This window comes from Nonomuraea harbinensis, assembly GCF_019396385.1.
Classification (GTDB): Bacteria; Actinomycetota; Actinomycetes; order Streptosporangiales; family Streptosporangiaceae; genus Nonomuraea; species Nonomuraea ferruginea.
The window spans coordinates 111,403-137,542 of the sequence record NZ_JAHKRN010000016.1 but is presented as its reverse complement, the minus strand read 5'-3'; the positions used below and the strand labels follow the sequence as shown (position 1 = coordinate 137,542).

Genomic DNA, 26,140 nt, shown 5'->3' with positions numbered 1-26,140 from the left:
TCTCTTGCGAAGGGATATCCGTCAAGACTGCGCATACCGGGAAACGCATGTCGGTGCCGCATGGACGAGCAACCGTCCGGGGCGGCCAGGGTGTCAGCTCCGGCGGTCAATCCTTGACCCGCGCCGCGCTAAGATCATCCATGCTTCCAGATGGTTTCTGGCGGGTTATCAGGATTGGATTAGTAGGCCTGGTTCTTGCGGCGACGGTCGCGGGCCTGCTGATCGGTGATGCCTGGCTCTGGGTGGCCGTCGAATGGGCGCCGCCGGCTTATGCGGGCTTCGCCGGGCGAGAAGGGTTCGACACCCCGACGGTCGTGGCGCTGCTCGTGGCCGCCCCGGTGAAGGCCGCGTTCCTGTGGCTGATCCTGCGGGCTCCTGCGCGGGGACCGCTCGACCGCCGGGAGAAGGCGCTGCGCGGGGTGCTGTATCTGGCGGTGGCGGACAGCCTCGTGCTGTGGTATCCGATCGCGCTGCTCCCCGACGCGGTCGACACGGCCTTCCAGCTCGCGCTGTGGGCCGCGATCGATGTTCTCTTCCTGCTCGTCATCCGCTGGCGGTCCGGCATGCTGCGAGCGGCGGCCGGCGCGATGTTCGCCGTCGAGCTGGTCGTGATGACCGACGATCTGCTCGACGACCTCGACCTCCCAGAGCTCGGCGCGGGCGGCATCGTCGCACCGATCTTGATGCTGGGCGGAGTGGCGGGGATCCTCATCACGGTCATCGGGCAGTGGCGCGACGGCCGGTGGAGCCGTGGCACGCTGACCGCCGGTTGGCTGTCGGTGGGTGTCCACGCGCTGGTGCTCCCGCTCGACATTCTCCTCGACACGACCCCCGGCGACGGTCTGGCGGTGTCGGTCCTGATGGAGGCGGTGACCCTCGTCAGCACCGTCTGGATCGCGGCGACCGCCCGTGAAATGCCCAAGGAGGACCGCCTGGCGGACCTTCCGCCCGCGCGGCAGCGCGCGATCCGCGTCGCGGTGGCGGCCGTGGCCGTGCTGCCGGTCATCGCGCAGATCCACCCGGAGCAGGCCGCGCACCTCACCCACACCGGCTGGTCGATGGACTGCTATGACCGGCCCAGCTTCGGCGACCTGAAACCTGAGGAGCGCGACGCCGCGTTCCTGTGCCTGGCGCGGAGCAGAGACGGCGGGGTTCCGCCCATCTTCCCGGACAGCCTGTCGGACCAGGGCGTCCTCTCGTACGCGCGAGCACTGTGCCGTGCGAAGGACCGCGACGAGCAGACGGCGATCCTGACGCGGGCCGGGAGCGCGCGGCCCGCGTGGGGCGCGGACCCGTGGGACCTCGTCTACGTCTGCCCGGAGATCATCGGCGCGACCCATCCCGAGCTGCTGCGGTCGACCGCGGAGAAGAAGGCGGCGGGCGACGCCTACCTCGCCGAGAGGAACGCGAGTTGCCGCGACCCGTGGCCCCGGACGAAGGGTGTCGTCCAGGCCACGGCCACCTACTTCCTGTTCGCCGACGGCGATGCCGGATATCTGGTCCACGATCCCGGCGACCCGGCGGCCGGCGAGGCGGCGGAGCGGGCGACGGACAAGGTCTACGACGACAGCGCCGGCATCGGGGTGGCCCGCAGCGCGGTGCTCATCGGGCACGTCGAGGACGTCATCGATCTGTGTCTCACCGTGAAGGCCCTCCGCACCGCGCCGCCCCGGCGGACGGCCGGGTGGGATCAGGTCAACGAGGTGCCGATCGTCAGCCGCAGCGGCCGGCTCACCGTGCCGGAGATGGGCGACGGAGAGGTGGGCGCGGGTGCCCCGATGCCGAACCTGGCGATCGCGGGGAAGGGCCGCTACCGGCTCCGCGTCTACGTGCGGGTCGGCGAGGCGGGTGAGGAGCACCTGGTCGTGGTGTTCCCGGGCGCGTCGAGGAAGAGGGTCGAGCTGAAACGGTGGACAGCTCGATGATCGCGATCTCCGGTGCGATGGCGCTGTCGACCACGTGGAAACGCCGAGATCTCGTCCATCGTCGTCAGGAGGTGTGCGGCATGCGGCCGATGCCGGGCAGGAAGCGGCCGACGCGCGCCGCGTACCGCAGATAGGCGGCGCCGTGCACGCGCCGGAGATACGGTTCTTCGACGGCGCGGACCTGCAGCTCGATCGCCACGACGGCCAGAACCAGCGCGGCCAGGGAGATCAGGTTGGGGACCATGGCGGCCAGCCCGGCAGCGGTGGCGATCATGGCGGTGAAGATGGGGTTGCGCGCGAGGGCGAAGGCGCCGGTGGTGACCAGGTCGGTGGTCTCGCTCTCGGCCACGCCGATACGCCAGGAGGCGCCCATCGAGGTCTGCGCGGCCAGCGTGGCCACCACTCCGAGCAGGGCCAGCACTGTTCCGGCCGCCTGCAGGGGCCGCTGGTCGATGCCGGGCAGCGGCGGCAGGCCGGCCAGGGCTGCGGTCGGCCCGGCCGCGCCGGCGGCCAGAGCGGCGACGAACAGGAGTTTCGCCCACCACTGGACGCTGCCACGGGCGAGGGCTGCACCGCGGAAGCCGGCGTCTCCGGTGCGGCGCCACTGCACCCAGCTGCGCAGCCCGAACGCCAGCAGGGCCCAGGCGAGATAGATGACCAACGCGGTGACGGCCATGTCAGTCTCCCGGGCAGGAGCAGCCGGGGGCGCAGGCCTGGGTGGTCACGCAGCAGGCGTGGCCGCGCCAGGCGTCGCGGCCTTCCTTGACCGCGACGGCGGCGATGACCAGGGCGGCGATCGGGTCGGCCCAGGACCAGCCGAAGGCGCTGTTGAGCGCCAGGCCCACGAGCAGCACGGCGGACAGGTACGTGCACAGCAGCGTCTGCTTGGAGTCGGCCACCGCGGAGGCGGAGCCGAGCTCGCGGCCGGTGCGGCGCTGCGCGGCCGACAGGAACGGCATGATCACCAGCGACAGCGCGGCCAGGACCAGGCCGGGGGTGGAGTGCTCGGCCTCGCCGCCGCCGAGCAGGGCGCGCCCGGCGTCGAAGGTGACGTAGGCGGCCAGCGCGAAGAACGAGATCGCGATGACGCGCAGCGCGGTCTTCTCCCGCTTCTCGTGGTCGGCGGCGGAGAACTGCCAGGCCACCGCGGCGGCGGAGGCGACCTCCACCACGGAGTCGAGACCGAAGCCGATCAGGGCGGCGGAGGAGGCGACGGCTCCGGCGGTGATGGCCACCACGGCTTCGATCACGTTGTACGTGATGGTCGCGGCGACCAGGAGCCGGACGCGGCGCCGCAGGACGTCCCGCCGCGCCGGGACGGTGACGTTCGGCGCGGTCACGACACCGTCTCCCCGGCCTCCCGTACGGGACACAGCGCCACGGCGTGGCCGGTGGCGGCCAGCAGTTGCTCGGCCGAGGCGAGCAGGTCCATCAGCTCGGGCCGGGTCAGGGAGTAGAAGGACTGGCGGCCTTCGGCGCGGTAGCCGACCAGGCCGCAGTCGCGCAGGCAGGCCAGATGCTTGGACACCGTGGACTGGGCCAGCCCGAGCTGGGTGGTCAGGTCCACCACGCGGGCCTCGCCGCGCGCGAGCCGCTGCACGATGCGCAGCCGGGTCTCGTCGGCCAGGGAGTGGAACATCGCCGCCGCCGGGGAGACGCCGGCGGCGATGTCCGCGCTGACACAACGGCCGCCATCAGAATCAATCGCCATATGGCGATGTTAGCCCGATACCACGATGCATATGCAAGAGGCACGGGCTGCGCTCCTGAGCGGGCCGGTCAGCCGGCTCGCCCGCGCGGCCGTACGACGGCGACCGGGCAGGAGGCGTAGTGAAGCACCCCGTGGCTGACCGAGCCGAGCACGGCTGAGCGGATCGCTCCCCTCCCCCGGGAGCCCACGACGACCAGGTCGGCACGCACGGACGCCTCGCACAGCGCCGCAACGGGATTGCCGCGGTAATCCGAAACGGTCACGGCCACGCCGGGATGCCGCTCCGACCATGGCGACAACACCCTCTGGACCTCTTCCCGCCGCGCCTCGGCGATGATGTCGAAATCCCGTGGGAAGCCCCGGCCCAACCTGCTCGACGGCAGATCCCAGGCGTGCACCACCCGCAGCCGGGCACCATGCGCCTCCGCCTCCTTGAAGGCGTAGTCGATGGCCGGGTGTTCGGGATCCTGAGGATTCAGGCCGGCCACGATCTCGCCCCGCATCATCGCGGGTGAGCCACGGACCACCACCACAGGACCCGCTGCGTGCCCGGCGAGGCCCAGGGCCACCGAGCCCAGCAGGAGCCCGGTGAATCCACCCAGGCCGCGACTGCCGACCACGATGGCCGAGGCCTCGTCGGCCTGCGCACGCAACACCTCAGCGGTATCACCGTAGAGCAGCTCGGTGCTCACACGGACGGTGCCGCGGAACCCGGCGGCCACCGCTGCGGCCTCCTGCAGCTGCAGCTCACCTTCCTCACGCGCCGGGTCGTCGGCTGCACGCTCGTATGCCCGCCCGCCGTGGACGAACGGCTCTACGACGTGGACGATACGCAGGTCGCAATCGCGTCGGGCCGCGTCGTCGGCCGCCCACACCACCGCGGCCAGCCCTCCCCGGGAACCGTCCACCCCTGCGACGATCGGTTCGGCCATGTCATAGCCCCCTCCACTCGGTTCCGCCGACCGCCTCGGCAACCGGTCGAGCACGTACACGCCGCCTGTCCGATGCCGGGCGGTCACCCTGACCGGAGGAACTCCAGCAGCCGGTCGATCGGCCAGGTGTTGATGACCCGTCCGGCCGCGAGCCAGCCCCGCTGCGCGGTACCGACGCCGTACCGCATGTTGCCCAGGTGCGGGACGGCATGCGCGTCGCTGCCGATGGCGAAGAGCACGCCGAAGTCCAGCGCTCGCCGGACGAGGCCGGCGGGCAGGTCGAGGCGGTCGGGAAAGGCGTCGATCTCCAGAGCCGTTCCGGTGCGGGCGCACGCCCGGAAAACCTCATCCCAGTCCGCGTCGACCGGTTCGCGGCTGCCGATGATCCTGGCGGTGGGATGGCCGATGATCTTGACGTACGGATTCTCGCAGGCCCGGACGATGCGCCGGGTCATCTCGGCCCGCGGCTGCCCGAAGTGCGAATGCACCGCCGCGAGGCACAGATCGAACTCCGCCAGGAATTCCGCCGGCCAGTCGACGTCTCCCTCCGGATCGATGTTCAACTCGGTGCCGTGCAGCAGTCGCAGCTCCGGGTAGTCGGCTGCCAGCCGGCGGACCCGTTCACGTTGAGCCAGGGCCTTCTCGCGGGTCATCCGCTGCATGTACAGGTTCGGGGCGTGGTCGGTCACCGCGTAGTAGCCGTAGCCGCGCTTGGCCGCCGCCGCGACCATCTCCTCCAGCGGCGCCACCCCATCCGTGAGATCAGTGTGGGTGTGCAGGTCGCCGCGGATGTCGGCCTCGCTGACCAGCACGGGCAGTTCTCCCCGGAGCGCGGCCTCGATCTCGCCGCTGTCCTCCCGAAGCGTCGGCGGGATCCATGGCAGGCCGAGCCGGCCGTAGACCTCCCCCTCGTCGGCCGAGACGATCCTCTCTCCGGTCTCCACGTCGAACAGGCCGTACTCCGAGAGCTTCAGCTTCTGGTGCAGTGCGATCTCGCGGGTGTGGATGTTGTGGGGCTTGGAACCGGTGAAGTACTGCAGTGCCGCCCCCCAGGAGTCCTGGTGAACCACCCGCAGATCGACCTGGAGGCCGGCAGGGGTGCGGATCGAGCTCTTGGTGCCGCCACTCGCGATCACTTCGGCGGCGAGGGACGAGCCCGTGAACGCCGCCATCAAAGCCGCGGAGTCCCCGGACGTGGCCAGTACGTCGACATCGCCGATCGTGTCCTTCATGCGGCGCAGCGATCCGACGAACGAACACCGCCGGCAGCCGCCGACCGCCGACAGTTCCGCGACGACCTGCTCGGCGACGCCCATCGCGACATCGATGTGGACGCGCCGGCCCGTCTTGTTCATCAGCTCGATGCCGTGGAGCAGGTTCTCCTCCGTCTTCGCGCCGAATCCGTGCAGCCCGTGCAGGTTCCCGGCCCGGATCGCCTCCTCGAGCGCTTCGACCGAGCCGATCCCGAGTTCCCCGTAAAGGACCATGGCCTTCTTCGGACCGAGTGAGGGAATCGTCGTCAACCGGCGTACTCCGGCCGGCACCTTCACCCGGAGTTCCTCCAGTTGGTGAATGACACCGGTCTGGCGGAACTCCTCGATCTTCCCCGCGATCGACGTGCCGACATTGGGTATGTGGCGCAGTCCGGCCGCGTCGAGGCGGGTGATGTCCTGGGCGTACCCGCCGACCGACCGCGCCGCCTTCTCGTACACCCGGACCTTGAACGCGTCGCCCCCGGTGATCGCTATCAGGTCGGCGTACTCCTGCAACAGCGCGGCGACCTCGTCGTTGATCCGATCCATCTGAAGCACCTCGTTCCGTGCGGCCGGGTCTCATGGACCGCCGGCGCGGCGGGGCCGCCCGCGCGGACGCGGGCGGCCACCGCGCGTCAGAGATCACCCTGGCGCAGCGGTTTCAGTGGGAGGTCGCCGAGATCGCTTCCACCAGTACGCCGACCTTGTCCTCGGGCAGCTTCGCCGCGAGGTCGGCCTGGCTGATGATGCCGACCAGTTCCTCGTTCTCCAGCACCGGCAGCCGGCGGATCTTGTGCTCGGCCATCTGGTGCAGGACTTCCTCGATGTCCGCGCTCGCGTCGATCGACCACACCTGCTCTGCTTCGATGAGCTGTCCGGCGGCGAGCGTGGCCGGGTTCTCGCCTCTCGCGACGCACTTCACCACGATGTCGCGGTCGGTGATGATGCCCTTGAGCCGTCCCTCCTCGCAGACCGGCAGCGCACCGACGTTCATGTCCGTCATCCGGCGCGCCGCCGTGTCGACGGTCTCGTTGATCTGAAGGCATTCACAGCCATGGTGCATGACATCACGCGCTGTCGTCATGTCGCTTCCTTCCCTGTGACGTCCCCTTCGATGTCGTGCTACTCAGCCCGCGGCCCGTGAAACCCGTCGAAAGCATCTTTGACCTGCAATTTCTGCAGCATCCCAGCAAATTTTTGCCGACGGCCGTGGTGAAGGGGCGTCGAGGTGGGGAGGGTGGCAGCGAACTCAGGAGGTGGACCGGTGTTCGTCGATCGTCATGACGCGGGTGTCCGTCTGGCCGAACGAGTGAGGGAAGCCGTCAGCGACGAGAACGTGGTCGTCGTGGGGCTGCCCCGAGGGGGCGTGCCGGTGGCCTTCGAGGTGGCCCGGGTCCTGGGCGCGCCGCTGGACGTGATCGTGGTCCGCAAGCTGGGGGTGCCGTTCCAGCCCGAGCTGGGGTTCGGCGCCATCGGGGAGGGGGGCGTACGGGTGATCAACGCGGGGGTCGTCCAGATGGCGCATCTGACGCGGGGGGAGATGGCCGGCGTAACCGAGGACGAGCAGGCCGAGGTCATGCGCCGCGCGAGCCGCTTCCGTCGTGATCGGGCGCCGGCCGACCTGGCGGGCCGTACGGTCGTCGTGGTGGACGACGGGATCGCCACGGGCGGCACGGCCCGGGCCGCCTGTCAGGTGGCTCGTGCGCACGGAGCCGGGCGGGTGATCCTGGCGGTGCCGGTCGGCCCGCCGGAGACGATCGAGAGCCTGCGCGCGGACGCCGACGAGGTGATCTGCCTGGAGACGCCCGCCGATCTGTTCGCCATCGGGTTCTGGTACCGCGATTTCACCCAGACCACGGACGACGAGGTGATCGAGCTGCTGGAGCGGTCCACAGGCGGGTGATCCTCAGGCTCGGGCGAGGAGTTCGGCCAGGTGCAGCGGGCGGTGCCGGGTTCCGGCGTGTTCGATCTGGGTGCGGCAGCTGAAGCCGTCGGCCAGGACGATCGTGCCCGGGTCGCTCTGGCGGATGGCGGGCAGCAGCTCGTGCTCGGCGCAGGCGAGTGACGTGCGCAGGTGTCCGGCGGTGAAGCCGAAGTCGCCGGCCAGGCCGCAGCAGCCGCCGACCGTGCGCAGCTGGACCCCGGCCTGCCGGAGCACCTGCTGATCGGCCTCGTAACCGAGGACGGCGTGCTGGTGGCAGTGCGGCTGGGCGACGGCGGCGAGGTCGATGCGCGGCGGCCGCCAGCCGTCGGTGCCGGTGAGGAGCTCGGCCAGGGTCCTCGTCTGCTCGGCCAGCCGGGTGACGTCGCGGTCGCCGGGCAGCAGGTTCGCGGCGTCGTCCCGGAAGACGGCGGTGCAGCTGGGTTCGAGCCCGACGATCGGGATGCCGCGCCGGAGCAGGGGAGCGAGCGTGTCCAGGGTTCGTCGCAGCACGCGGCGGGCGATGCCGAGCTGCCCGGTGGAGATCCAGGTCAGCCCGCAGCAGAGGGTGCGCGGTGGGACGAGCACCCGGTAGCCGGCGCCTTCCAGGACGGTGACGGCCGCGGCCGCGATGCGCGGGGCCAGGTTGTCGGTGAAGGTGTCCGGCCACAGCAGCACCTCGCCGCGTTCGCCGCTGCCGTGCGGCCCCCGTCGGCGGTAGGCGTCGCTGAAGCGGATCCCCGCGAAGGACGGCAGGGGCCTGGACGGCTCCATCCCGCCCAGCCGCTTGACGAGCCGGGCCAAACCGGGCGCGTGGGTCACGGTGTTGACCAGGCCCGGGGCGAAAGAGGCCAGCCGCGCCCACACCGGCAGCCAGCCCATGCTGTAGTGGGCGGCGGGCCGGAGCCGGCCCGCGTAGTGGTGGGCGAGGAACTCGGCCTTGTAGGTGGCCATGTCCACACCCACCGGGCAGTCATGCTTGCAGCCCTTGCAGGCCAGGCAGAGGTCGAGGGCGTCGTGCACGGCGGTGGAGCGCCAGCCGTCGGTCACGGCGGAGTCGCGGTGGCCGTTCAGCATCTCGAACAGCAGCCGGGCACGCCCTCGGGTGGAGTGCTCCTCCTCCCCGGTGGCCCGGTAGGAAGGGCACATGACGCCGCCCTGGTGGCTGCGGCACTGGCCGACGCCGACGCAGCGCATCACGGCCCGCTGGAAGCTGCCCTGGTCGTCGGGGTAGCCGAACTCGGTCTCGGGCTCGGCGGGCGTCCAGGCGCTGCCCAGCCGCAGGTTCGTGGTGATCCCGTACGGGGAGACGACCTTGCCGGGGTTCATCCGGTCATCGGGGTCGAACACCGCCTTGACCTGCTGGAAAGCGCCGACGATGGTGGGCCCGAACATCTTGGGCAGCAGCTCGGCCCTGGCCTGGCCGTCGCCGTGCTCCCCCGACAGGGAGCCGCCGTAGGAGACGGCCAGATCCGCGGCCCGGTCGAGGAAGGCGCGGAAGGCCGCCACGCCGTCGGCGGTGAGCAGGTCGAACGGTATGCGGGTGTGCACGCAGGCATGGCCGAAGTGGCCGTACAGTGCGGCGTCGCCGTATCCGAACTCTTCCAGCAGGCGGCGCAGGTCACGCAGGTAGTCGCCGAGGCGGTCCGGGGATACGGCCGAGTCCTCCCAGCCGGGCCAGGTGTCGGGCATGCCGGGGCCGCGCGCGGTGGCGCCGAGCCCTGCCTCGCGCAGCTCCCACAGTTGCTGCTCGGCGGCGGGGTCGTCGAAGAACGCCACGTCCGGGGCCTGATCGCCGCGGCCGAGCTCCTCCACGAGGGCGCGCGCCCGCTGGTCGGCGTCCTCCTGGTCGTCGCCGGTGAACGACACCATCAGCCAGGCGCCGCCTTCCGGCAGGCGGGCGACCGCCTGCCGGTGCATGTGCTTGCGGGTCTCGTACCCGACGAGCTTGTCGTCGATGCCTTCCAGCTGGAGCGGCCGGTGGGCGGTGATCCGCGGCACGGCGTCGGCCGCCGCCGCGATGTCGTGGTAGCCGAGCACGAGCAGGCTCTGCGCGGCCGGCGCGGGCACGAGCGCCAGTTCGGCGCGGAGCACGGTGACCAGGGTGCCTTCGGAGCCGACCAGGGCGCGGGCCAGGTCGAACGGGCCGCCGGGCAGCAGTTGGTCGAGGTTGTAGCCGGAGACCCGGCGTGGGATGTCGGGGTATCGGCGGCGGATCTCGTCCGCGTTCTCGCCGGCGATCTCGCGCAGCCTGCGCAGGATCTCGGCCGAGCGGCCTCCCTCCGCGATGATCCGGTCGTACTCCTCGTCGCTGGTGGGGCCCACCCACATGCGCGTCCCGTCGTAGGTGAGGATCTCCAGCCGGACGACGTTGTCGGCGGTCTTGCCGTACAGCTGGGCGGTGGATCCGCAGGAGTTGTTGCCGATCATGCCGCCGAGCGTGCAGTGGGAGTGCGTGGACGGGCGGGGGCCGAACATCAGGCCGGTCGGTGCGAGCCGCCGGTTGAGGTCGTCCAGGACGATGCCGGGCTCCACCACGCAGGTACGGGCCTGCTCGTCGACGGAGACCAGGCGGTCGCAGTACTTGGACCAGTCGATGATCACGGCGGTGTTGCAGGTCTGGCCGGCCAGGCTGGTCCCGCCGCCGCGTGAGGTGATCGGCGCCCGGTGCTCGCGGCAGACCGCCACCGCGACGGCCGCGGCCTCCACCGTGCGCGGCACGACGACGCCGAGGGGCACCTGCCGGTAATTGGAGGCGTCGGTGGAGTAGGCGCCCCGGCTGCCGGGGTCGAAGCGGACCTCGCCGTCCACCTTGGCGGCCAGGTCCCGTTCCAGGTCGCGGACCCGCACGTAGGGCTGCCGGCTCCTGAGGTCGGAGTCGGGGCGTGTCATCACTTTGAGCGTTTCCGCGACGATACGGGTCACGCCTGCGGTCCTGCCCTGCCCGCCGGAGCGGAATGCTGACGAATGTGGAAAGACTTCGCACGGGTGTCAGGGGGCGGCCCGCGCGGCGGCGGTGTTGATGACGGACACGTGGCTGTAGGCCTGCGGGAAGTTGCCGATCTGCCGTCGGCGGGCGGTGTCGTACTCCTCCGAGAGCAGCCCGACGTCGTTGCGCAGGCCGAGCAGCCGGTCGAACAGGTCGCGCGCAGGGCGGCGGCGGCCCAGCATCGCCAGCGCGTCGGCCAGCCAGAACGAGCAGGCCAGGAAGATGCCCTCGCGGCCGGGCAGCCCGTCCACGCCTTCGTGCTCGGGCCGGTAGCGGAGCACGAAGCCGTCCTCCACCAGCTCGCGCTGGATCGCGTCCACGGTCCCGGCCACGCGCGGGTCGTCCGCCGGCAGGAATCCGAGGCGGGGGATGAGCAGCAGCGCGGCGTCCAGACCGGTGGAACCGTAGTACTGGGTGAAGGTGCCGCGGCCGGCGTCGTAGCCCTGCGCGCACACCTCGTCGTGGATCTCGCGGCGCAGCGCCCGCCACCGGTCCACCGGCCCGCCCAGCCCGAACGCCTCCACCGCCTGGACCATCCGGTCGGCGGCCACCCAGGCGAGGATCTTGGAGTGCACGAACTGCCGACGCGGGCCGCGCATCTCCCACAGCCCGTTGTCGGGTCGCCGCCAGACGCCTTCGAGATAGTCCATGATGCTCCGCTGCAGGTCCCACGCCTCCTCCACCACCGCGAGCCCCGACTGCCTGGCCAGGTGCAGACAGTCGAGGGTCTCGCCGTAGACGTCGAGCTGGAACTGGCCGCTGGCGGCGTTGCCGACGTTGACGGGGGACGAGCCCTCGTAGCCGGGCAGCCAGTCCACGCTCCATTCGGGGATGCGCCGGGCTCCCTCGACCGTGTACATGATCTGCAGGGCGGCCGGATGCCCGGCGACGGCGCGAAGCAACCAGTCCCGCCAGGCGCGGGCCTCGGCGTCGTAGCCGGCCGACATGAGCGCCTGCAGGGTGAACGAGGCGTCGCGCAGCCAGCAGTAGCGGTAGTCCCAGTTGCGGGAACCGCCGATCTGCTCGGGCAGTGACGTGGTGGCGGCGGCGACGATCCCCCCGGTCGGCGCGTACGTGAGGGCCTTCAGAGTCAGCAGGCTGCCGCGTACGGCGGCGCCGTCGTCGCCCCGGTAGCCGCAGCCGCTGATCCAGTCGCGCCACATGCCCTCGGCTCCGGCCAGGGACTCCTGCGCGTCGATGGCGTCCGGGCGCGGCAGCCACGAGTGCTGCCAGGTCAGGACGAACGGCACCCGGTCACCTGGCCCGACCGTGAACTCCGCGGTGGTGCGCCGGGCGTCCTCGTCGACGCACAGAGGTACGGGAGTGCGCAGCCAGGCGGCGTCGGGCCCGGCCACGGCGGCGAAGAGGCCGTGCTCGTAGCGCAGCCAGGGCTCGTCGCGCCCGTAGTCGAAGCGGAGCATCAACTCCATGCGCATCCCGACCCGGCCGCGCACGCCCTCGACGATCCGGACCACGTCGGGCGCCTGCCCGCGCGGCGGCATGAAGTCCAGGATCCGCACCGCGCCGCCGTCGCACTCCCACGTGCTTTCCAGGACCAGCGTGTCGTCCAGGTAGCGGCGGGAGGAGCACGGGCCGCCAGACGCCGGAGCCAGCAGCCACCGGCCCGCGCCGGGCTCGCCCAGCAGGGCGGCGAAGCAGGCGGGAGAGTCGAAGCGCGGCAGGCACAGCCAGTCGACGGACCCGTCACGGGCGACCAGGGCGGCGGTGTGCATGTCCCCGATGAGGGCGTAGTCCTCGATCCGCATCCCGGTCACCTCCTGGTCCTACGCGGTGCGGTACGGCCGCGCGGCGTCGGCGCGCAGGGTCAGGCCGTGACCCGGTTCCCCGGTGACCGGCCCTGCCAGCCCGCCGGTGGGGTCGGCGGCCCCGTCGAACAGCTCGGCCTCGATGCGCTGGTGGTCGTGGAACCACTCGATGTGCCGCAGGTTGGGCGTGGCGGCGGCGGCCGGCAGGTGCAGGTTGGGCGCGCAGTGCGCGGAGACCTGCAGATTGTGCCCGGCCGCGACCGCGCAGGCGGCGAACCAGCCGGTGTAGCCGCCGCAGCGGGTGGCGTCGGCCTGGAGACAGTCGACCGCTTCCGCCTGGCACATGCGGGTGAAGTACGCCACGTCGCTCCCGTACTCCCCCGCGGCCACGTCGGCGGTAACCTGCCCCCTGACCAGCCGCAGGCCGGCCAGATCGTCGGAGGAGACCGGCTCCTCGAACCAGCGCACGTCGTGCTCGCGCATCTGCTCGGCCTGCCGGACGGCCTGCTTGGCGGTGTAGCCGCCGTTGACGTCGACGTACAGCTCGGCGTCGCCGCCGATGACGCGCCGGGCCAGCGCGATCCGGTGCAGGTCGCGGTCGGGTCTGGCGCCGGACGACTCGCCGATCTTGATCTTGATGCGGCCGATGCCCAGCTCGTGGACCCAGTGGGTGAGCTGCGCGACGGTCGCGTCATCGTCATAGGTGGTGAAACCGCCCGACCCGTACAGCGGCACCCGCTCGCGGGCCATCCCGAACAGCCCGGCCAGGGACGTCCCCAGCAGTCGCGCCTTGAGATCCCACAGCGCGACGTCCACGGCGGAGACGGCGTACCCGGCGACGCCGGGACGGCCGGCGTTGCGCACCCGGCGGATCATGGACGCCCAGATCGCCGGGATCGCCAGGGCGTCCGCCCCCGTGACCACCTCCGCCAGGACGTCGCCGATGAATCCGGCCGCGGCCGCGGGCGCGTACGTCCATCCGGTCCCCGTCATGCCCTCGGCGCGGACCGTGGCGACGACCAGGGTCGTGGCGTCCCAGGCGAGGGTGCCGTCCCCTTCGGGCTGGTCGGTCGGCACCCGGTAGGCGGCGGCGGTCACCCCCTCGATCCTGCTCATGCGAGTGCGTGCTACCCCGTCCTACCTGGACAAACGGGCGTCAGCCGGTCCGCACGAGCTGCCACTGCTGGTTGTCGCCGCCCCAGTCGTCGTACTGGACGATGTTGGCGTTGTCGGCGGTGGAGGCGCCCTGGACCTCCAGGGCCTTGCCGCTGTTGCGGTTGATCAGGCGGAGGTAGGCGCCGGAGTCGGCCGTCCGCCACTGCTGGTTGGTGCCGTTGTGGTCGGCCCACTGGACGATGGATGCGCCGTTGGCGGTCGACCAGTTGTAGACGTCCAGCACCTTGCCGGAGTGGCGGGACTTCAGGCGGTAGTAGCCGCCGCCCGAGTCGACGAACTGCCATTGCTGCTGGTTGCCGTTGTTACGGGTCCACTGGGTGATGCGGCCGCCGTCGGCGGTGGACAGGTTGTAGACGTCCAGGGCCTTGCCGCTGTTGCGGTTGACCAGGACGTACCAGGCACTGGTGTCGATCCCGCCAGGGGACCCGGTAACGCCGGTGACGAAGGTGGTCACGCTTCGGGCGGGGAGCGTGACGGTGAAGGAGCCGTTGGACACGCCGGTCGTGCCCTGGGGCGCGACGTTCCTGCTCGCGTCGGTGAGCCAGGACGAGACGCTGGACGCGGTGCCGTTCGCCAGGGTGAACTGCTGGCTCACCCCGGAGGTTCCCTTGTTGATGGCGACGACGACGACCGTGGAGTCACCGCCCCGGTAGGCCGAGACGTAGACGTTCGACGCCGGGTTCGCCGTGGCTTCGATCCGCACGTACCCAGGGCGGACGAACCTGGCGAACTGCGCCATGTTGGCGCCGCGCTTGCTGATCTGGCCGTCCTCCCGCATGGGGCCGTAACCGCGCCGGATGTACCACCAGACGTAGGCCTGGAACTCGGCGTCCACCATCGCGCGGTGGATGTGCTCCCCCACGTCGAGCGCCTGGGGCCAGAGGTCCGCCGAATCGCTGCTGTTGGGGTAGTAGACCTCGGTCATCCAGAGCTCCTTGCCCGCGCCCTTCTGCTTGAAGAGGGGGTACGGGAAGTTCGCGAACGACGTGCCGTAGAGGTGAGCGCCGATGATGTCCACGTTGGCGAGCGCCGAGGAGTCGTTGAGTATGGGGTCCGACATGTTCTTCAGGTACTGGAAGGACTCGGGCGCGATGACCCTGGTGCCGATCGAGCCGGCGTTCTCCCGTAGGAACCGCACCATTTCGGCGGGAGTCCACCACGTCCATTCGTGGGCGTAGTCGGGCTCGTTCTGCACCGAGATGCCGTACAGGTTCACCCCGTTGTTCCGCAGGAAGCCGTTGAAGTCGTTCAGGTGCTGGGCGTAGGCGCCGTACATGTCGTACCTGAGGCGCCGGGCGTTGGTCTGGCTGCCGCGTACGAAGGTCTCGACCATGTGGGCGGGAGGGTTCCACGGCGAGGCGATGACGGTCGCCCCGAGCTCGATCGCGCGCCGCGCCGTCGCCAGGTCACGGCTCCAGTCGGCCTGGTTCTCGGGGACGGGGATCCTGAGCACGGAGAACCCCAGGCGGCCCTCGCCGGTGCCGAACGCCGTGTCCCGCTGGGCGGCCGTCAGGTCGCCGATCCAGGCGGAGTGGGTCATGCCGCCGAAGCCGCGGATCGTCTGCCGCCCCGCCGACGGATCGATGACCGCCGCGGCGGCGGCCGTCGCCCCCGCGGGCCGCGCCGTGGCCGCGATGACGGGCAGGGCTCCCATCGTGGCCAGCATGGTCCTCCGGCTGACGGGTCCGTTCCGCATGTTGCCTCCTCTTTTGGGAGCGCTCCCATTTCGGCGTACGCACGTACATATCGGGGAGGGAAGGACTATCTCGGAGCGCCGAGTGTTCGCGCTAACATCTCTGGCTGGAAGGTAGAGCCCTCGCCCCGGCGCGTCAACCGTTCACCGGGAAGAAACTTAACCAAGATCATGACCGGAGGGCGGCCGTGCTCTGGCGGACCACGAGTTCGGTCCCCAGCTCCACCCGTTTCTGCTGCAGCGTCTCCCCCTCGGCCAGGCTGATCAACATGGTCGCGGCCGTGGCGCCCATCTCGCGCAGAGGCTGGTGGATGGTCGTGAGCGGCGGCTGCGCCCAGCGCCAGACCGGCATGTCGTCGAAGCCGATCACGCTCAGGTCGTCGGGAATGCGGAGCCGCAGCTCGTGGGCCGCATGGTAGACGCCGATGGCCTGACCGTCGTTGGCGGCGAAGATCGCGGTGGGCGGCTCAGGTAATTTCATCAGCTGGTGAGTGTGGGCCACCCCGTCCTCGATCTGAAAGTTTCCCTGACGGATGAGAGCCGGGTCGATCGGCACACCCGCGGCGTCGAGAGCGGCGCGGTAGCCGTCCAGCCGGGCCCGGCTGGAGAGCGCGAACGAGGGTCCGGTGATCATCGCGATGCGCCGGTGACCGAGTTCGAGCAGGTGACGGGTGGCCTCCAGGCCGCCGCTCCAGTTGGTGGCGGCCACGGACGGCACGCCGAGCCCCGGATTGCCCGCCGGATCCAGCACCACCAGGGGGATCTCCTGGGTCGCGAGGCGCACGCGCTGATCCTCGGCCGGCCCGGAGAACACGGTGATCACACCGGCGGGACGGCGGGTGAGCAGGTCGCCGATCCATTTGGGCTCGGGAGTGTGCCGGCCGCCGAGCTCGGAGACCACCACGCTCAGGCCATGGGTCCAGGCGACCCGCTGGACCCCCTTGACGATCTCTATCGGGTAGTCTCCGGCGAGCTCGTGGAAGACGACCTCGATGAGGCTCGCGGGTTTGATGCGACGGCGCTGCCGGCGGTAGCCGTGTTCCTCGATGAGCCTCTCGACCAGCGCGCGGGTCGTCGGGCCCACCTCCGAGCGACCGTTGATGACCTTGGAGACCGTGGCGGTGGACACTCCTGCCAGCTCGGCCAGCTGAGTCAGGGTCAGTGGTACCGAAGGTGCCGATTCGCCGATGGGGGGTTCTCCGGTCGAGGCCATATCCGGAGTTTATCCAGGTACTTTTCGGTCGCCTCTCGGAGAGGAAGCAAGTTAACCCGGCGCCTCCATGGTTCACGGGGGCTGTTCTCTGAAACTTTCACACACGGGTGTCCTGCCGTGTGCGCTTCTTTCCGGCGAATGCGCAGGCGAAGCGACATCCGGACGGCCACGCCCCTGTGCGCGAGTGGTGGTCCCTCGTTGACGACGGACGGGGGCATCGGATGTACTCCGCGACAACGTACTCGTCGAAGAAGGCCGCGCGGTTTCACGCGGCAGAGTGTTAGCGCTAACAAGTTTCGTGGTGATTTTCGTCCAGGCAAGCGGCCAACGGCTCTGGAGGTCTCTGTGAGGCGCGTGCTCGCGGTTCTCTCGTCACTGTTGCTGGTGGGCGTGTTCCTCACGCCACAGGCGTCGGCCGCGACGGTCGACACCAACGCCTGGTACGTCTTGGTGAACCGCAACAGCGGCAAGGCCCTGGACGTCTACAACCTGTCCACCGCCGACGGCGGCCGCATCACCCAGTGGACCCGTAACAACGGCAACCAGCAGCAATGGCAGTTCGTCGACTCGGGCGGCGGCTACTACCGCCTCAAATCCCGCCACTCCGGCAAGGTGCTCGACGTCTACAACTGGTCGACCGCCAACGGCGCATCCATCGTCCAGTGGGCCGACCACAACGGCACCAACCAGCAATGGCGGCTCGCCGACAGCCCGGACGGACACGTACGGCTCATCTCCCGCCACAGCAACAAGGCCCTGGAAGTCCAGAACGCCTCCACCGCCGACAACGCCAACATCGTCCAGTACGACGACTGGGGCGGCAACAACCAGCAGTGGCAGCTCGTCCCGATCGGGAGCGACCCGAATCCGGGCGGCACCTACACCAACCCGGTCGTCTGGCAGGACTTCGCCGACGGCGACATCATCCGGGTGGGCGACGCCTACTACTACTCGGCCTCGACGATGCACTACTCGCCGGGCGCGCCGATCCTGCGCTCCTACAACCTGGTCGACTGGGAGTACGCCGGGCATTCGGTGCCGAGGCTCGACTTCGGCTCGGGCGCCTACGACCTCAACGGCGGCCGGGCGTACGTGAAGGGCATCTGGGCCTCGACCCTGAACTACCGGCCCAGCAACAGCACCTACTACTGGATCGGCTGCGTCGAGTTCAACCGGACGTACGTCTACACCGCCTCCGCCGTGGACGGCACGTGGAGCAAGCGCTCGCAGATCAACAACTGCTACTACGACGCCGGCCTGCTGGTCGACACCGACGACACCATGTACGTCGCGTACGGCAACGGCACCATCAGCGTCGCCCAGCTCACGGCCGACGGGCTCGGCCAGGTCCGCGCCCAGCAGGTGTTCCAGACCCCGAGCAGCGTCGGCACCCTGGAGGGCGCCCGCTTCTACAAGCGGAACGGCTACTACTACATCTGGCTGACCCGCCCCGCCAACGGCCAGTACGTGCTCCGCTCCACGTCGCCGTGGGGTCCGTACGAGATGCGCCAGGTCCTGCTCGACATGCCCGGCCCCATCTCCGGCGGCGGCGTCCCCCATCAGGGCGGGCTTGTCCAGACCCAGAACGGCGCGTGGTACTACATGTCCTTCGTCGACGCCTACCCCGGCGGGCGGGTCCCGGCGCTCGCGCCGATCACCTGGAACGGCGACTGGCCGACCGTGCAGACCGTCAACGGCGGCTGGGGCGTCACCTACCCGAAGCCGAACATCCAGACCAGCCGGACCGTGGCATCCATGATCGGCCCCGACACCTTCACCTCGGGCAGCCTCGGGCACCGCTGGGAGTGGAACCACAACCCCGACACCAGCCGCTTCTCCACGGGCAACGGCCTGCGCCTGCAGACCGCGACCGTCACCGGCGACCTCTACAACGCCCGCAACACGCTGACCCACCGCATCCAGGGCCCGTCGTCGACGGCGACGATCGAGCTCGACTACTCGCAGATGAGCAACGGCGACCGCGCCGGGCTGGCCATGCTGCGCGACCAGTCGGCCTGGATCGGCGTCAAACGCGACAACGGCGTCAACCGGGTCGTGATGACCAACGGGCTCACCATGAACAGCTCGTGGCAGACCACGGGCACCGGCACCGAGGCGGCGAGCGCGAACATCTCGGGCGGCCGGCTCTGGCTGCGGGTCAGCGCCGACATCCGGCCTGGGTCCGGCAGGCAGGCCCGCTTCTCCTACAGCACGAACGGCAGCGACTTCGTGAATCTCGGCCCGGCCTTCGCCCTGAACAACGCCTGGCAGTTCTTCATGGGCTACCGCTTCGGGATCTTCAACTACGCCACCCAGTCACTCGGCGGCGCGGTGACCGTGCGCCGCTTCGACCTCACCACCCCTTGACCTCGACCCCTTTGACCTCGACCCCTTTGACCTCGACGCAGAAAGGCGCGAACCCGTCCATGAAGAACAGATTCCTGGCCGTCCTCGCGACGGTGGCCGCCTTACTGGCGAGCCTGCTCGTCGCCCTTCCCGCCGCCCACGCCGCCACCGTGGACACCAACGCCTGGTACGTCCTGGTGAACCGCAACAGCGGCAAGGCCCTGGACGTCTACAACCTGTCCACCGCCGACGGCGGCCGCATCACCCAGTGGACCCGTAACAACGGCAACCAGCAGCAATGGCAGTTCGTCGACTCGGGCGGCGGCTACTACCGCCTGAAGTCCCGCCATTCCGGCAAGGTGCTGGACGTCTACAACTGGTCGACCGCCAACGGCGGTGCGATCGTCCAGTGGGCCGACCACAACGGCACCAACCAGCAGTGGCGGCTCGCCGACAGCCCGGACGGACACGTGCGGCTCATCTCCCGCCACAGCAACAAGGCACTCGAAGTGCAGGGCGCCTCCACCGCCGACAACGCCAACATCGTCCAGTACGACGACTGGGGCGGCAACAACCAGCAGTGGCAGCTCGTCCGGGTGGACGGCGGCGGCGGCGACCCGGGCCAGTGCGACCTTCCCTCGACGTACCGCTGGACGTCGACGGGCCCGCTGGCGCAGCCGAAGTCGGGCTGGGTCTCGCTCAAGGACTTCACCGTCGCCCCCTACAACGGCAGGCACCTCGTCTACGCGACGACGCACGACACGGGCACCAGGTGGGGCTCGATGAACTTCAGCCTGTTCACCAACTGGTCGGACATGGCCTCGGCCAGCCAGAACACGATGTCGTCCTCCACCGTCGCGCCCACGCTCTTCTACTTCGCCCCCAGGAACATCTGGGTGCTCGCCTACCAGTGGGGCAGGACCGCCTTCTCCTACAGGACGTCGAGCGACCCCACCAACCCGAACGGCTGGTCGTCGGAGCAGCCGCTCTTCTCCGGAAGCATCTCGAACTCCGGAACGGGCCCCATCGACCAGACACTCATCGGTGACAGCACGAACATGTACCTGTTCTTCGCCGGCGACAACGGCAGGATCTACCGGGCCAGCATGCCCATCGGGAACTTCCCCGGCAATTTCGGCACCACCTCGACCGTGATCATGAGTGACACGACGAACAACCTGTTCGAGGGCGTCCAGGTCTACAAGCTCCAGGGCCAGAACAAGTACCTCATGCTCGTCGAGGCGATCGGCTCACAGGGCCGCTACTTCCGCTCGTTCACGGCCACCAGCCTGAACGGTTCGTGGACGCCGCAGGCCGCCACAGAGGGCAACCCCTTCGCCGGCAAGGCCAACAGCGGCGCCACCTGGACCAACGACATCAGTCACGGCGAGCTGGTCCGCGCCAACGCCGACCAGACCTTCACCGTCGACCCCTGCAACCTGCAGCTGCTCTACCAGGGGCGCAGCCCCAACTCCGGCGGCGACTACGGGCTCCTGCCCTACCGCCCGGGTCTGCTGACCCAGCAGCGCTGATGGCGTGACCCCGAAGGCGGGCCCTGCACAAGGGCCCGCCTTTGACATGCCGTGCCGCTTCCCTGATGATAAGCGGCAATGAAAACGGTTTTCGTTCCTAAGCGGCCGTCCGAGGCACGCGAAGGCCCGCGCGTGGGCGTGATCGTCGTGTCGCTGGCCGTCGCCCTGGCGGTGTCGGTGCTGCTGGCGATCGGCTCGGGGGCCGCGGCCGTGCCTCCCGGCCAGACGCTGCGCTACCTGTGGGCGGCCGTCACCGGCGGTGCGATCTCCGCCGAGGAGATCACGGCCTACCAGATCATCTGGCAGGTCAGGACGCCGCGGGTGCTCCTGGCCGTGCTGGTGGGAGCCGGGCTCAGCGCGGTCGGCGTGGCGGTCCAGGCCATGGTGCGCAACGCGCTGGCCGACCCGTTCATCCTGGGGGTGTCGTCAGGGGCGTCGGCCGGGGCCGTCCTGGTCACGGTGTCCGGCGGGCTGGCCGCGATGGGGATCTACGCGGTCTCCGCCGGCGCCTTTCTCGGCGCGCTGCTCGTCTCGGCCCTGGTCTACCTGGTCTCACGTCGAGGCGGCGGGCTGGAGCCGCTGCGCCTGGTGCTCACCGGGGTGGCGATGGCGTTCGGGTTCCAGGCGGTCATGAGTCTGATCGTCTACTTCGCCCCGGACGGCGAGTCGACCAGCACCGTGCTGTTCTGGTCGATGGGCGGCCTGGGCGGGGCGACGTGGGGAGCGCTGCCGGTGGTGACGGTCGTCACGGCCGTCTCCGTCGTGGTGCTGCGGCGGCTCGGCCGGAGTCTGGACGTGCTGGCTCTGGGCGACGAGACCTCGATGAGCCTCGGGGTGGACACCGAGACGCTCCGCCGCGGGCTGTTCGTCCTGACCTCGCTGCTCACGGGCGCGATGGTGGCCGTCAGCGGCGCGATCGGGTTCGTCGGGCTCGTGATGCCGCACGTGGTGCGGCTGTGGGTGGGGGCCGCGCACGTGCGTGTGCTGGCCGTCGCGCCGCTCGCCGGCGCCGTCTCCATGGTCTGGGCCGACCTCATGGCGCGGACCGTGGTGGCGCCGCGCGAGCTGCCGATCGGGGTGATCACCGCGCTGGTCGGCGTGCCGGTGTTCGTCACGCTGCTGCGCCGGCGCGGCTACCTCTTCGGGGGCCGGTCATGACGGCCGACCTGAAGGTGGACGGCCTGTCGGTGTCGCTGGGCGGCGTCACCGTCGTCGAGAGTCTTTCGCTCGCCGTCGGGCCCGGCCAGGTCGTGGGGCTGATCGGGCCCAACGGCTCGGGCAAGACGACGGCGTTGCGGTGCGTCTACCGGGCGCTGCGGCCGTCGCGCGGCGCGATCTGGATCGACGGTCAGGACCTGTCCGCCATGACGCTGCGGGACAGCGCGCGCGTGGTCGCCGCACTCACCCAGGAGGGCGGCGCGGATCTCGACTTCACGGTCGAGGAGGTGGTCGCCCTCGGCCGGGCCCCGCACGTACGGGGCAACCAGGCGCTCGGCCCGCGCGAGCGGGAGCTGTGCCGGCAGGCCATGGAGCGGATGCAGGTCCTGCACCTGGCGGGCCGGGGGGTGTTGGCGCTGTCCGGCGGTGAACGCCGGCGGGTGCTGGTGGCCCGCGCGCTCGTCCAGGAGCCGCGGCTCCTCGTCCTGGACGAACCGACCAACCATCTCGACCTGCGCCACCAGATCCGGCTGCTGTCGATGCTCAAGGGCTCCGGCCTCGGCGTGCTCGTCACCCTGCACGACCTCAACCTCGCCGCCTCCGCCTGCGACCACCTGGTCGTGCTCGCCGCGGGCGAGGTCGTCGCCTCCGGCACGCCCGGCGAGGTCCTCACCGAAGCTCTCCTGCGCGACGTCTTCGACGTCGTGGCCAGCGTCGTCCCCCATCCCCTCACCGGTGTGCCGCAGGTGCTCTACGACCTCGGCCCATGAAAGGAACCACCGCATGATCGCGCGTACGTCCCGCTCCCTCCGTCCGCTGGCCGCCGTCCTGACCGGGACACTCCTGCTCGCCGGCTGCGGCGCGCGGATCCAGGACGGTACGGCGTCCGTACGGAAGGTGACCGTCAACCGGTGCGGCGAGCAGGTCGAGTACACGACGCCGGCCCGCGCCGTGGTGTACGAGGCCGGCAGCGCCGACAAGCTGTTCGCCCTCGGTCTCACCGAGCACGTGCACGGCTACGTCATGCCGCCCGCGAACCCTCCGGTCGAGGAGTCCCCCTGGGCCGCCGAGTACGCCGAGGTCGAGTTCCTCAGCGACGACCTGCTCAACCGCGAGCTCGTGGTGGACGCCAGGGCCGACTTCGTGGTCGCCGGCTGGCGTTCGGGCTTCAGCGACCAGCGCGGCATCACCCCGGCCATCCTCGACGGGCTGAAGATCCAGAGCTTCATGCACGCCGAGTCGTGCTTCAACTATCCCGGCCACCCCGAACGGGTCACCCCCTTCGAGGGCCTCTACACCGACCTGGAACGCCTCGGCCGGATCTTCGGCGTCGAGGACCGGGCACGGGCCCTGGTCGCCGGATACCGGGAGCGCGTCGAGGCGGTGCGGGCGCGGGCGCCGAAGGGCGACCCCGTGCCGGTCTTCCTGTACGACTCCGGCACCGACAAACCCTTCACCGCGGGCGCCCAGGTGCCGCCCAACGACATCATCCGCTTCTCCGGCGGCCGCAACGTCTTCGCCGGGCTGGACGCCCGCTGGAGCGAGGTGACCTGGGAGGCGGTGGTCGAGGCGCGGCCGGAAGTGATCGTCATCCTCGACTACGGCGACAAGCCCGCCCGGGAGAAGATCGCGTTCCTGAAGGAGTTCCCCGCCACCAGCGCACTGCCCGCGGTGGTCCACGACCGCTTCTACGTCCTCGACTACAACGAGGGCATCAGCGGGCCGCGCAACATCGACGGTCTGGAAGGCTTCGCCGCCTACCTCCGCGACCTGGAACGGTGACCGGGCCACCGTCGTCAGGGGCGCCCCGCCAAGGTCAGCCTCAGGGCGAACTCCGCGTAGGTGTCCGCGACCTCCTCGGGTTCGTACGGCATGGCGGAGTCGTACCAGTTGGCCACCCGCATCCCCATCCCGCTGATCGCCGTGACCGCCAGAAAGGCGTCGGGCACGTCGAAGACGCCCTCGGTGATGCCCTCGTCGAGGATGTCGATCAGCAGCTGGCGGCCGTCGGCGCGGAGCATGAGCGCGGGGCCGGCCAGCTCGGCGGAGAGGGCGTGCAGTTCGTTGTTGGCGACCACCGCGAGCATGGGGAACTCGGCGTGGACCAGGACGTGCGCGCGGGCCACGCGGCGCAGGCGCGCCTGGGGGTCCGCCGGCCCCGTGGAGGCCGCCTCGACGAGCCGGCGGTGGTGCTCCTCGTGACCGATGCGGACCAGCTCCGCCAGGACGTTCTCCTTGGCGGGAAAGTGGGAGTAGAGGGTCGCCGAGCGGATCCCGCAGGCCGTTCCGAGGTCGCGGATGGACGTGCCGTAGAAGCCCCGCTCGGCGAAGAGCAGCAGCGCCTCGCGCAGGATCCGGCCGGAGGTGCCCTCCAGCAGGACGTGCTCCGGGAGCCGGACCTGGGAGGCGGCGAACCGTCGCTGGGTCGCGAGTGCTGCCGATCGATCGCTAGTCACGACCTCATTCTGCCGTGAGGTCGCTCCGGCTGGTCTCCTTCAGCGCCAGCGTGCAGGCGAGCGACACCAGCAGCGAGGCGCAGACGTAGGCCGCGACGGCCCAGATCCAGGCGGCGAGCAGGGCGGTGGCGATCAGCGAGGCGAGGCCGCCGCCGAGCACCGCGCCGATCTGCCCGGCGGCCGAGGCGCCGCTGAAGCGCACGGCCGTCGGGAACTGCTCGGCGATGAAGGTGATCCGCGGCGAGTACATGATGGTCACCAGGCCGAAGGCGAGCGCGTAGGCCAGGTAGATCAGGGTGGCGCCGCCGGTGGCCAGCATGGCGAAGAAGGCGAAGCTGAACAGGGCGGTCAGGGCGGAGCCCGTCACGATCATCGGGCGGCGGCCGAAGCGGTCGGAGAGGCTGCCGCAGAGCGGGCCGAAGACGATCACCATGACCGAGCCGATGTCCACCGCGACCAGCGGCACCTGCGCCGGGTGCCCGAGCTGGGTGGTCAGGTAGGAGCCCGCGAAGACGAGCAGCACGTAGAAGATGACGTAGAAGCCGAAGCCGGTGCCCACCCCGAGCAGGACGGTGCGGGTGTGACGGCGGAAGACCTCCAGGATGGGCGCGCTGTGGCGGGTGCGGGCACGGCTGCTGGAGGCGGCTGTCACCGCTCGCGATCTAGCCAGATCCTGAACTCCTCGTCCCTGGGGGCGTGGACGACGCCGGAGCCCGGCGAGTCGAAGACCATGACGGGCCGGGAGGAGTCCCACCGCTGCCCGCCCGGGTCGCCGGTCTTGGCGAAGGCGACCCAGGCCCGGTGCATGGCGTCGGCCAGCTCCTGCGGGGCGTCGTCGCCGGCCAGCTCACGGCAGTGCCGGAGGTTGTCGAAGACGAAGCCGATCTCCAGGCCGTGGCATGCGCCCAGGTCCATGACCGGTGAGCGCCAGGCGAACTCGTAGACGTGGGCCCGTTCCACGGAGTCGGCCAGGCGGTTGAGCGGGCCGCGCATGAGCAGGTCGGTGGCCATCTCGCCGAGGATCTCGCCGGGCCTGGCACCGGGCCGGGCGGACCGGTAGAGCCGGGCGGCGCGGGCGGGGATGCGGAACTTCAGCAGGGCCAGGCGCAGGGTCAGGCGGCTGACCCGGTCCACGGCGCCGGTGGGCACGAACCAGAGGCGGTACTCCTCCCGGTTGGCGCCGATGAGGAGGTCGGCCTCGACCGGGGCGGCCCCGGGCTCGGCCACGATGTGGAAGGCGGGGCCGCCGATGATCGGGTTCGCCTTGCCGACGACCTCGGCCTGGGTGTCGAGCAGCCGCTCGCGGTCGACGGCGGCGAAGGCCCCGGCCGTGGCGGGCACGCCCAGCTCGGCCGCCATCAGCTTGACGATCTTGCCGGCCTCCTCGCGCGTGGCCGTGTGCGGGGGCCGCTCTGCATGATCGCCCGGTGGAACAGCCTCTTCGCCCGCGGGCTGGTGAGCAGCGCGCCGATGCTGATCGCCCCCGCCGACTCGCCGAACACGGTGACGTTGCCGGGGTCGCCGCCGAAGGCCGCGATGTTGTCGCGTACCCATTCCAGCGCGGCGACCTGGTCGAGCAGGCCGCGGTTGTCCGGCGCGTCCGGGAAGACGCCGAAGCCCTCCACGCCGAGCCGGTAGTTGATCGAGACCAGCACCACCCCGTCGCGGGCGAAGGCGTGGCCGTCGTACAGCGGCATGCTCGACGAGCCGTTGCGCAGGGAACCGCCGTGGATCCAGACCATCACCGGGCGGGCGCCGTCGTCCACGCCCGGTGTCCAGACATTCAGGTTGAGGCACTCGTCGCCGGGGATCGCTGCTGAAGATGTGCTGCGGGATCTCCTGGACCTCGCCCGTGGAGAGCGTGGCACAGGTGAAGCCCCAGGCGGTGACCGAGCCGAGCACGTCGCCCTGGCCGACGACGGGCAAGCGCGAGGACGAGCTTGTGAGATCGCATGCCGTTACTCCCTCTGGTCGACCGGCGTGCCATGGCGAAACGCGGGCAACCTCAGGGTGCGGCAGGCGGCGTGGCAGGTCAGTGGCCGAATGCACACTCCGTCCGTGCCCTTCGG

Annotated in this window: 22 protein-coding genes; 7 read left to right on the top strand and 15 right to left on the bottom strand. The window is 70.5% G+C overall.

The features are described 5' to 3' along the window. The first annotated feature begins 242 nt into the window (after window positions 1-242). Window positions 243-1,925, top strand: a complete 1,683-nt coding sequence (locus KME79_RS18840; RefSeq protein ID WP_219545533.1) for a hypothetical protein — start codon at window positions 243-245, stop codon at window positions 1,923-1,925. A 64-nt stretch (window positions 1,926-1,989) separates the two neighbouring features. Here the strand turns inward: KME79_RS18840 and KME79_RS18835 are convergent, their stop codons facing one another. The 6 genes from KME79_RS18835 to KME79_RS18810 all read right to left on the bottom strand — a co-directional run bounded on the left by KME79_RS18835 (window position 1,990) and on the right by KME79_RS18810 (window position 6,905). Next, window positions 1,990-2,601: a methyltransferase family protein gene (locus KME79_RS18835; protein WP_219545532.1), complete on the bottom strand. Its 612-nt coding sequence runs from the start codon at window positions 2,599-2,601 to the stop codon at window positions 1,990-1,992. Window position 2,602: 1 nt separating this feature from the next. Next, complete coding sequence (locus KME79_RS18830) at window positions 2,603-3,265, bottom strand: cation efflux transmembrane domain-containing protein (RefSeq protein WP_219545531.1); 663 nt, start codon at window positions 3,263-3,265, stop codon at window positions 2,603-2,605. Next, window positions 3,262-3,636, bottom strand: a complete 375-nt coding sequence (locus KME79_RS18825) for an ArsR/SmtB family transcription factor (RefSeq protein ID WP_148036263.1) — start codon at window positions 3,634-3,636, stop codon at window positions 3,262-3,264. The genes KME79_RS18830 and KME79_RS18825 overlap by 4 nt, the downstream gene beginning before the upstream one ends. Before the next feature lie 68 nt (window positions 3,637-3,704). Then, complete coding sequence (locus KME79_RS18820; protein ID WP_219545530.1) at window positions 3,705-4,568, bottom strand: universal stress protein; 864 nt, start codon at window positions 4,566-4,568, stop codon at window positions 3,705-3,707. Window positions 4,569-4,651: 83 nt separating this feature from the next. Beyond that, on the bottom strand, window positions 4,652-6,370 hold the full coding sequence (gene polX, locus KME79_RS18815) for a DNA polymerase/3'-5' exonuclease PolX (RefSeq protein ID WP_219545529.1): 1,719 nt from the start codon (window positions 6,368-6,370) through the stop codon (window positions 4,652-4,654). A 112-nt stretch (window positions 6,371-6,482) separates the two neighbouring features. Beyond that, window positions 6,483-6,905, bottom strand: a complete 423-nt coding sequence (locus tag KME79_RS18810; protein WP_148036260.1) for a CBS domain-containing protein — start codon at window positions 6,903-6,905, stop codon at window positions 6,483-6,485. A 180-nt stretch (window positions 6,906-7,085) separates the two neighbouring features. On the opposite strand from KME79_RS18810, the gene KME79_RS18805 reads away from it, so the two are divergent. Then, window positions 7,086-7,724 carry a phosphoribosyltransferase gene (locus tag KME79_RS18805; RefSeq protein WP_219545528.1) on the top strand — a complete coding sequence of 213 codons (639 nt, stop codon included), beginning with the start codon at window positions 7,086-7,088 and terminating at the stop codon, window positions 7,722-7,724. 3 nt (window positions 7,725-7,727) lie between these two features. Here KME79_RS18805 and KME79_RS18800 read toward each other — a convergent pair whose 3' ends face one another. From KME79_RS18800 to KME79_RS18775, 5 genes are all read right to left on the bottom strand, one after another. Further along, the gene (locus KME79_RS18800) at window positions 7,728-10,634 is read right to left on the bottom strand and encodes an FAD-binding and (Fe-S)-binding domain-containing protein (protein WP_219545527.1); all 2,907 of its coding nucleotides are present in this window, start codon (window positions 10,632-10,634) and stop codon (window positions 7,728-7,730) included. Between the two features lie 99 nt (window positions 10,635-10,733). Next, window positions 10,734-12,497, bottom strand: coding sequence for a glycoside hydrolase family 15 protein (locus tag KME79_RS18795; RefSeq protein ID WP_219545526.1), 1,764 nt, complete (start codon window positions 12,495-12,497; stop codon window positions 10,734-10,736). Window positions 12,498-12,515: 18 nt separating this feature from the next. After that, a complete protein-coding gene (locus tag KME79_RS18790; RefSeq protein WP_219545525.1) occupies window positions 12,516-13,613 on the bottom strand; it encodes an enolase C-terminal domain-like protein in 1,098 nt (365 codons plus the stop codon). 40 nt (window positions 13,614-13,653) lie between these two features. Then, the gene (gene xynC, locus KME79_RS18780) at window positions 13,654-15,369 is read right to left on the bottom strand and encodes a glucuronoarabinoxylan endo-1,4-beta-xylanase XynC (RefSeq protein ID WP_281429412.1); all 1,716 of its coding nucleotides are present in this window, start codon (window positions 15,367-15,369) and stop codon (window positions 13,654-13,656) included. A 166-nt stretch (window positions 15,370-15,535) separates the two neighbouring features. After that, window positions 15,536-16,579 carry a LacI family DNA-binding transcriptional regulator gene (locus KME79_RS18775; RefSeq protein WP_219545524.1) on the bottom strand — a complete coding sequence of 348 codons (1,044 nt, stop codon included), beginning with the start codon at window positions 16,577-16,579 and terminating at the stop codon, window positions 15,536-15,538. Between the two features lie 345 nt (window positions 16,580-16,924). Here KME79_RS18775 and KME79_RS18770 point away from each other — a divergent pair, with 345 nt between their 5' ends. From KME79_RS18770 to KME79_RS18750, 5 genes are all read left to right on the top strand, one after another. Then, the gene (locus KME79_RS18770; RefSeq protein WP_308248971.1) at window positions 16,925-18,946 is read left to right on the top strand and encodes an RICIN domain-containing protein; all 2,022 of its coding nucleotides are present in this window, start codon (window positions 16,925-16,927) and stop codon (window positions 18,944-18,946) included. 59 nt (window positions 18,947-19,005) lie between these two features. Further along, a complete protein-coding gene (locus KME79_RS18765; RefSeq protein WP_219545522.1) occupies window positions 19,006-20,457 on the top strand; it encodes a non-reducing end alpha-L-arabinofuranosidase family hydrolase in 1,452 nt (483 codons plus the stop codon). A gap of 78 nt (window positions 20,458-20,535) precedes the next feature. Then, a complete protein-coding gene (locus KME79_RS18760) occupies window positions 20,536-21,615 on the top strand; it encodes a FecCD family ABC transporter permease (protein WP_219545521.1) in 1,080 nt (359 codons plus the stop codon). After that, entirely contained in the window at window positions 21,612-22,385 is a 774-nt protein-coding gene (locus KME79_RS18755) for an ABC transporter ATP-binding protein (RefSeq protein ID WP_219545520.1), read from the top strand. The genes KME79_RS18760 and KME79_RS18755 overlap by 4 nt, the downstream gene beginning before the upstream one ends. 13 nt (window positions 22,386-22,398) lie before the next feature. Continuing rightward, entirely contained in the window at window positions 22,399-23,397 is a 999-nt protein-coding gene (locus KME79_RS18750) for an ABC transporter substrate-binding protein (protein ID WP_219545519.1), read from the top strand. Between the two features lie 14 nt (window positions 23,398-23,411). On the opposite strand, the gene KME79_RS18745 is transcribed toward KME79_RS18750, so the two are convergent. Genes KME79_RS18745 through KME79_RS44930 form a run of 4 tightly spaced genes read right to left on the bottom strand, consistent with a single transcriptional unit; the run spans window position 23,412 to window position 25,939 of the window. Then, entirely contained in the window at window positions 23,412-24,071 is a 660-nt protein-coding gene (locus KME79_RS18745; RefSeq protein ID WP_219545518.1) for a TetR/AcrR family transcriptional regulator, read from the bottom strand. Window positions 24,072-24,075: 4 nt separating this feature from the next. Beyond that, window positions 24,076-24,723, bottom strand: a complete 648-nt coding sequence (locus KME79_RS18740) for an MFS transporter (protein ID WP_219545517.1) — start codon at window positions 24,721-24,723, stop codon at window positions 24,076-24,078. Continuing rightward, on the bottom strand, window positions 24,720-25,430 hold the full coding sequence (locus KME79_RS44935; RefSeq protein ID WP_246640052.1) for a carboxylesterase family protein: 711 nt from the start codon (window positions 25,428-25,430) through the stop codon (window positions 24,720-24,722). The genes KME79_RS18740 and KME79_RS44935 overlap by 4 nt, the downstream gene beginning before the upstream one ends. After that, window positions 25,430-25,939: a carboxylesterase family protein gene (locus KME79_RS44930; RefSeq protein WP_308248969.1), complete on the bottom strand. Its 510-nt coding sequence runs from the start codon at window positions 25,937-25,939 to the stop codon at window positions 25,430-25,432. The genes KME79_RS44935 and KME79_RS44930 overlap by 1 nt, the downstream gene beginning before the upstream one ends. Window positions 25,940-26,140 lie beyond the last annotated feature (201 nt).

Coding starts and splice junctions, on each gene's coding strand:
- KME79_RS18835 (WP_219545532.1), bottom strand. CDS start 2,601: ATGGCCGTCACCGCGTTGGTCATCTATCTCGCCTGGGCCCTGCTGGCG.
- KME79_RS18825 (WP_148036263.1), bottom strand. CDS start 3,636: ATGGCGATTGATTCTGATGGCGGCCGTTGTGTCAGCGCGGACATCGCC.
- KME79_RS18820 (WP_219545530.1), bottom strand. CDS start 4,568: ATGGCCGAACCGATCGTCGCAGGGGTGGACGGTTCCCGGGGAGGGCTG.
- polX (WP_219545529.1), bottom strand. CDS start 6,370: ATGGATCGGATCAACGACGAGGTCGCCGCGCTGTTGCAGGAGTACGCC.
- KME79_RS18810 (WP_148036260.1), bottom strand. CDS start 6,905: ATGACGACAGCGCGTGATGTCATGCACCATGGCTGTGAATGCCTTCAG.
- KME79_RS18800 (WP_219545527.1), bottom strand. CDS start 10,634: ATGACACGCCCCGACTCCGACCTCAGGAGCCGGCAGCCCTACGTGCGG.
- KME79_RS18795 (WP_219545526.1), bottom strand. CDS start 12,497: ATGCGGATCGAGGACTACGCCCTCATCGGGGACATGCACACCGCCGCC.
- KME79_RS18790 (WP_219545525.1), bottom strand. CDS start 13,613: ATGAGCAGGATCGAGGGGGTGACCGCCGCCGCCTACCGGGTGCCGACC.
- xynC (WP_281429412.1), bottom strand. CDS start 15,369: ATGCGGAACGGACCCGTCAGCCGGAGGACCATGCTGGCCACGATGGGA.
- KME79_RS18775 (WP_219545524.1), bottom strand. CDS start 16,579: ATGGCCTCGACCGGAGAACCCCCCATCGGCGAATCGGCACCTTCGGTA.
- KME79_RS18765 (WP_219545522.1), top strand. CDS start 19,006: ATGAAGAACAGATTCCTGGCCGTCCTCGCGACGGTGGCCGCCTTACTG.
- KME79_RS18760 (WP_219545521.1), top strand. CDS start 20,536: ATGAAAACGGTTTTCGTTCCTAAGCGGCCGTCCGAGGCACGCGAAGGC.
- KME79_RS18755 (WP_219545520.1), top strand. CDS start 21,612: ATGACGGCCGACCTGAAGGTGGACGGCCTGTCGGTGTCGCTGGGCGGC.
- KME79_RS18750 (WP_219545519.1), top strand. CDS start 22,399: ATGATCGCGCGTACGTCCCGCTCCCTCCGTCCGCTGGCCGCCGTCCTG.
- KME79_RS44935 (WP_246640052.1), bottom strand. CDS start 25,430: ATGGCGGCCGAGCTGGGCGTGCCCGCCACGGCCGGGGCCTTCGCCGCC.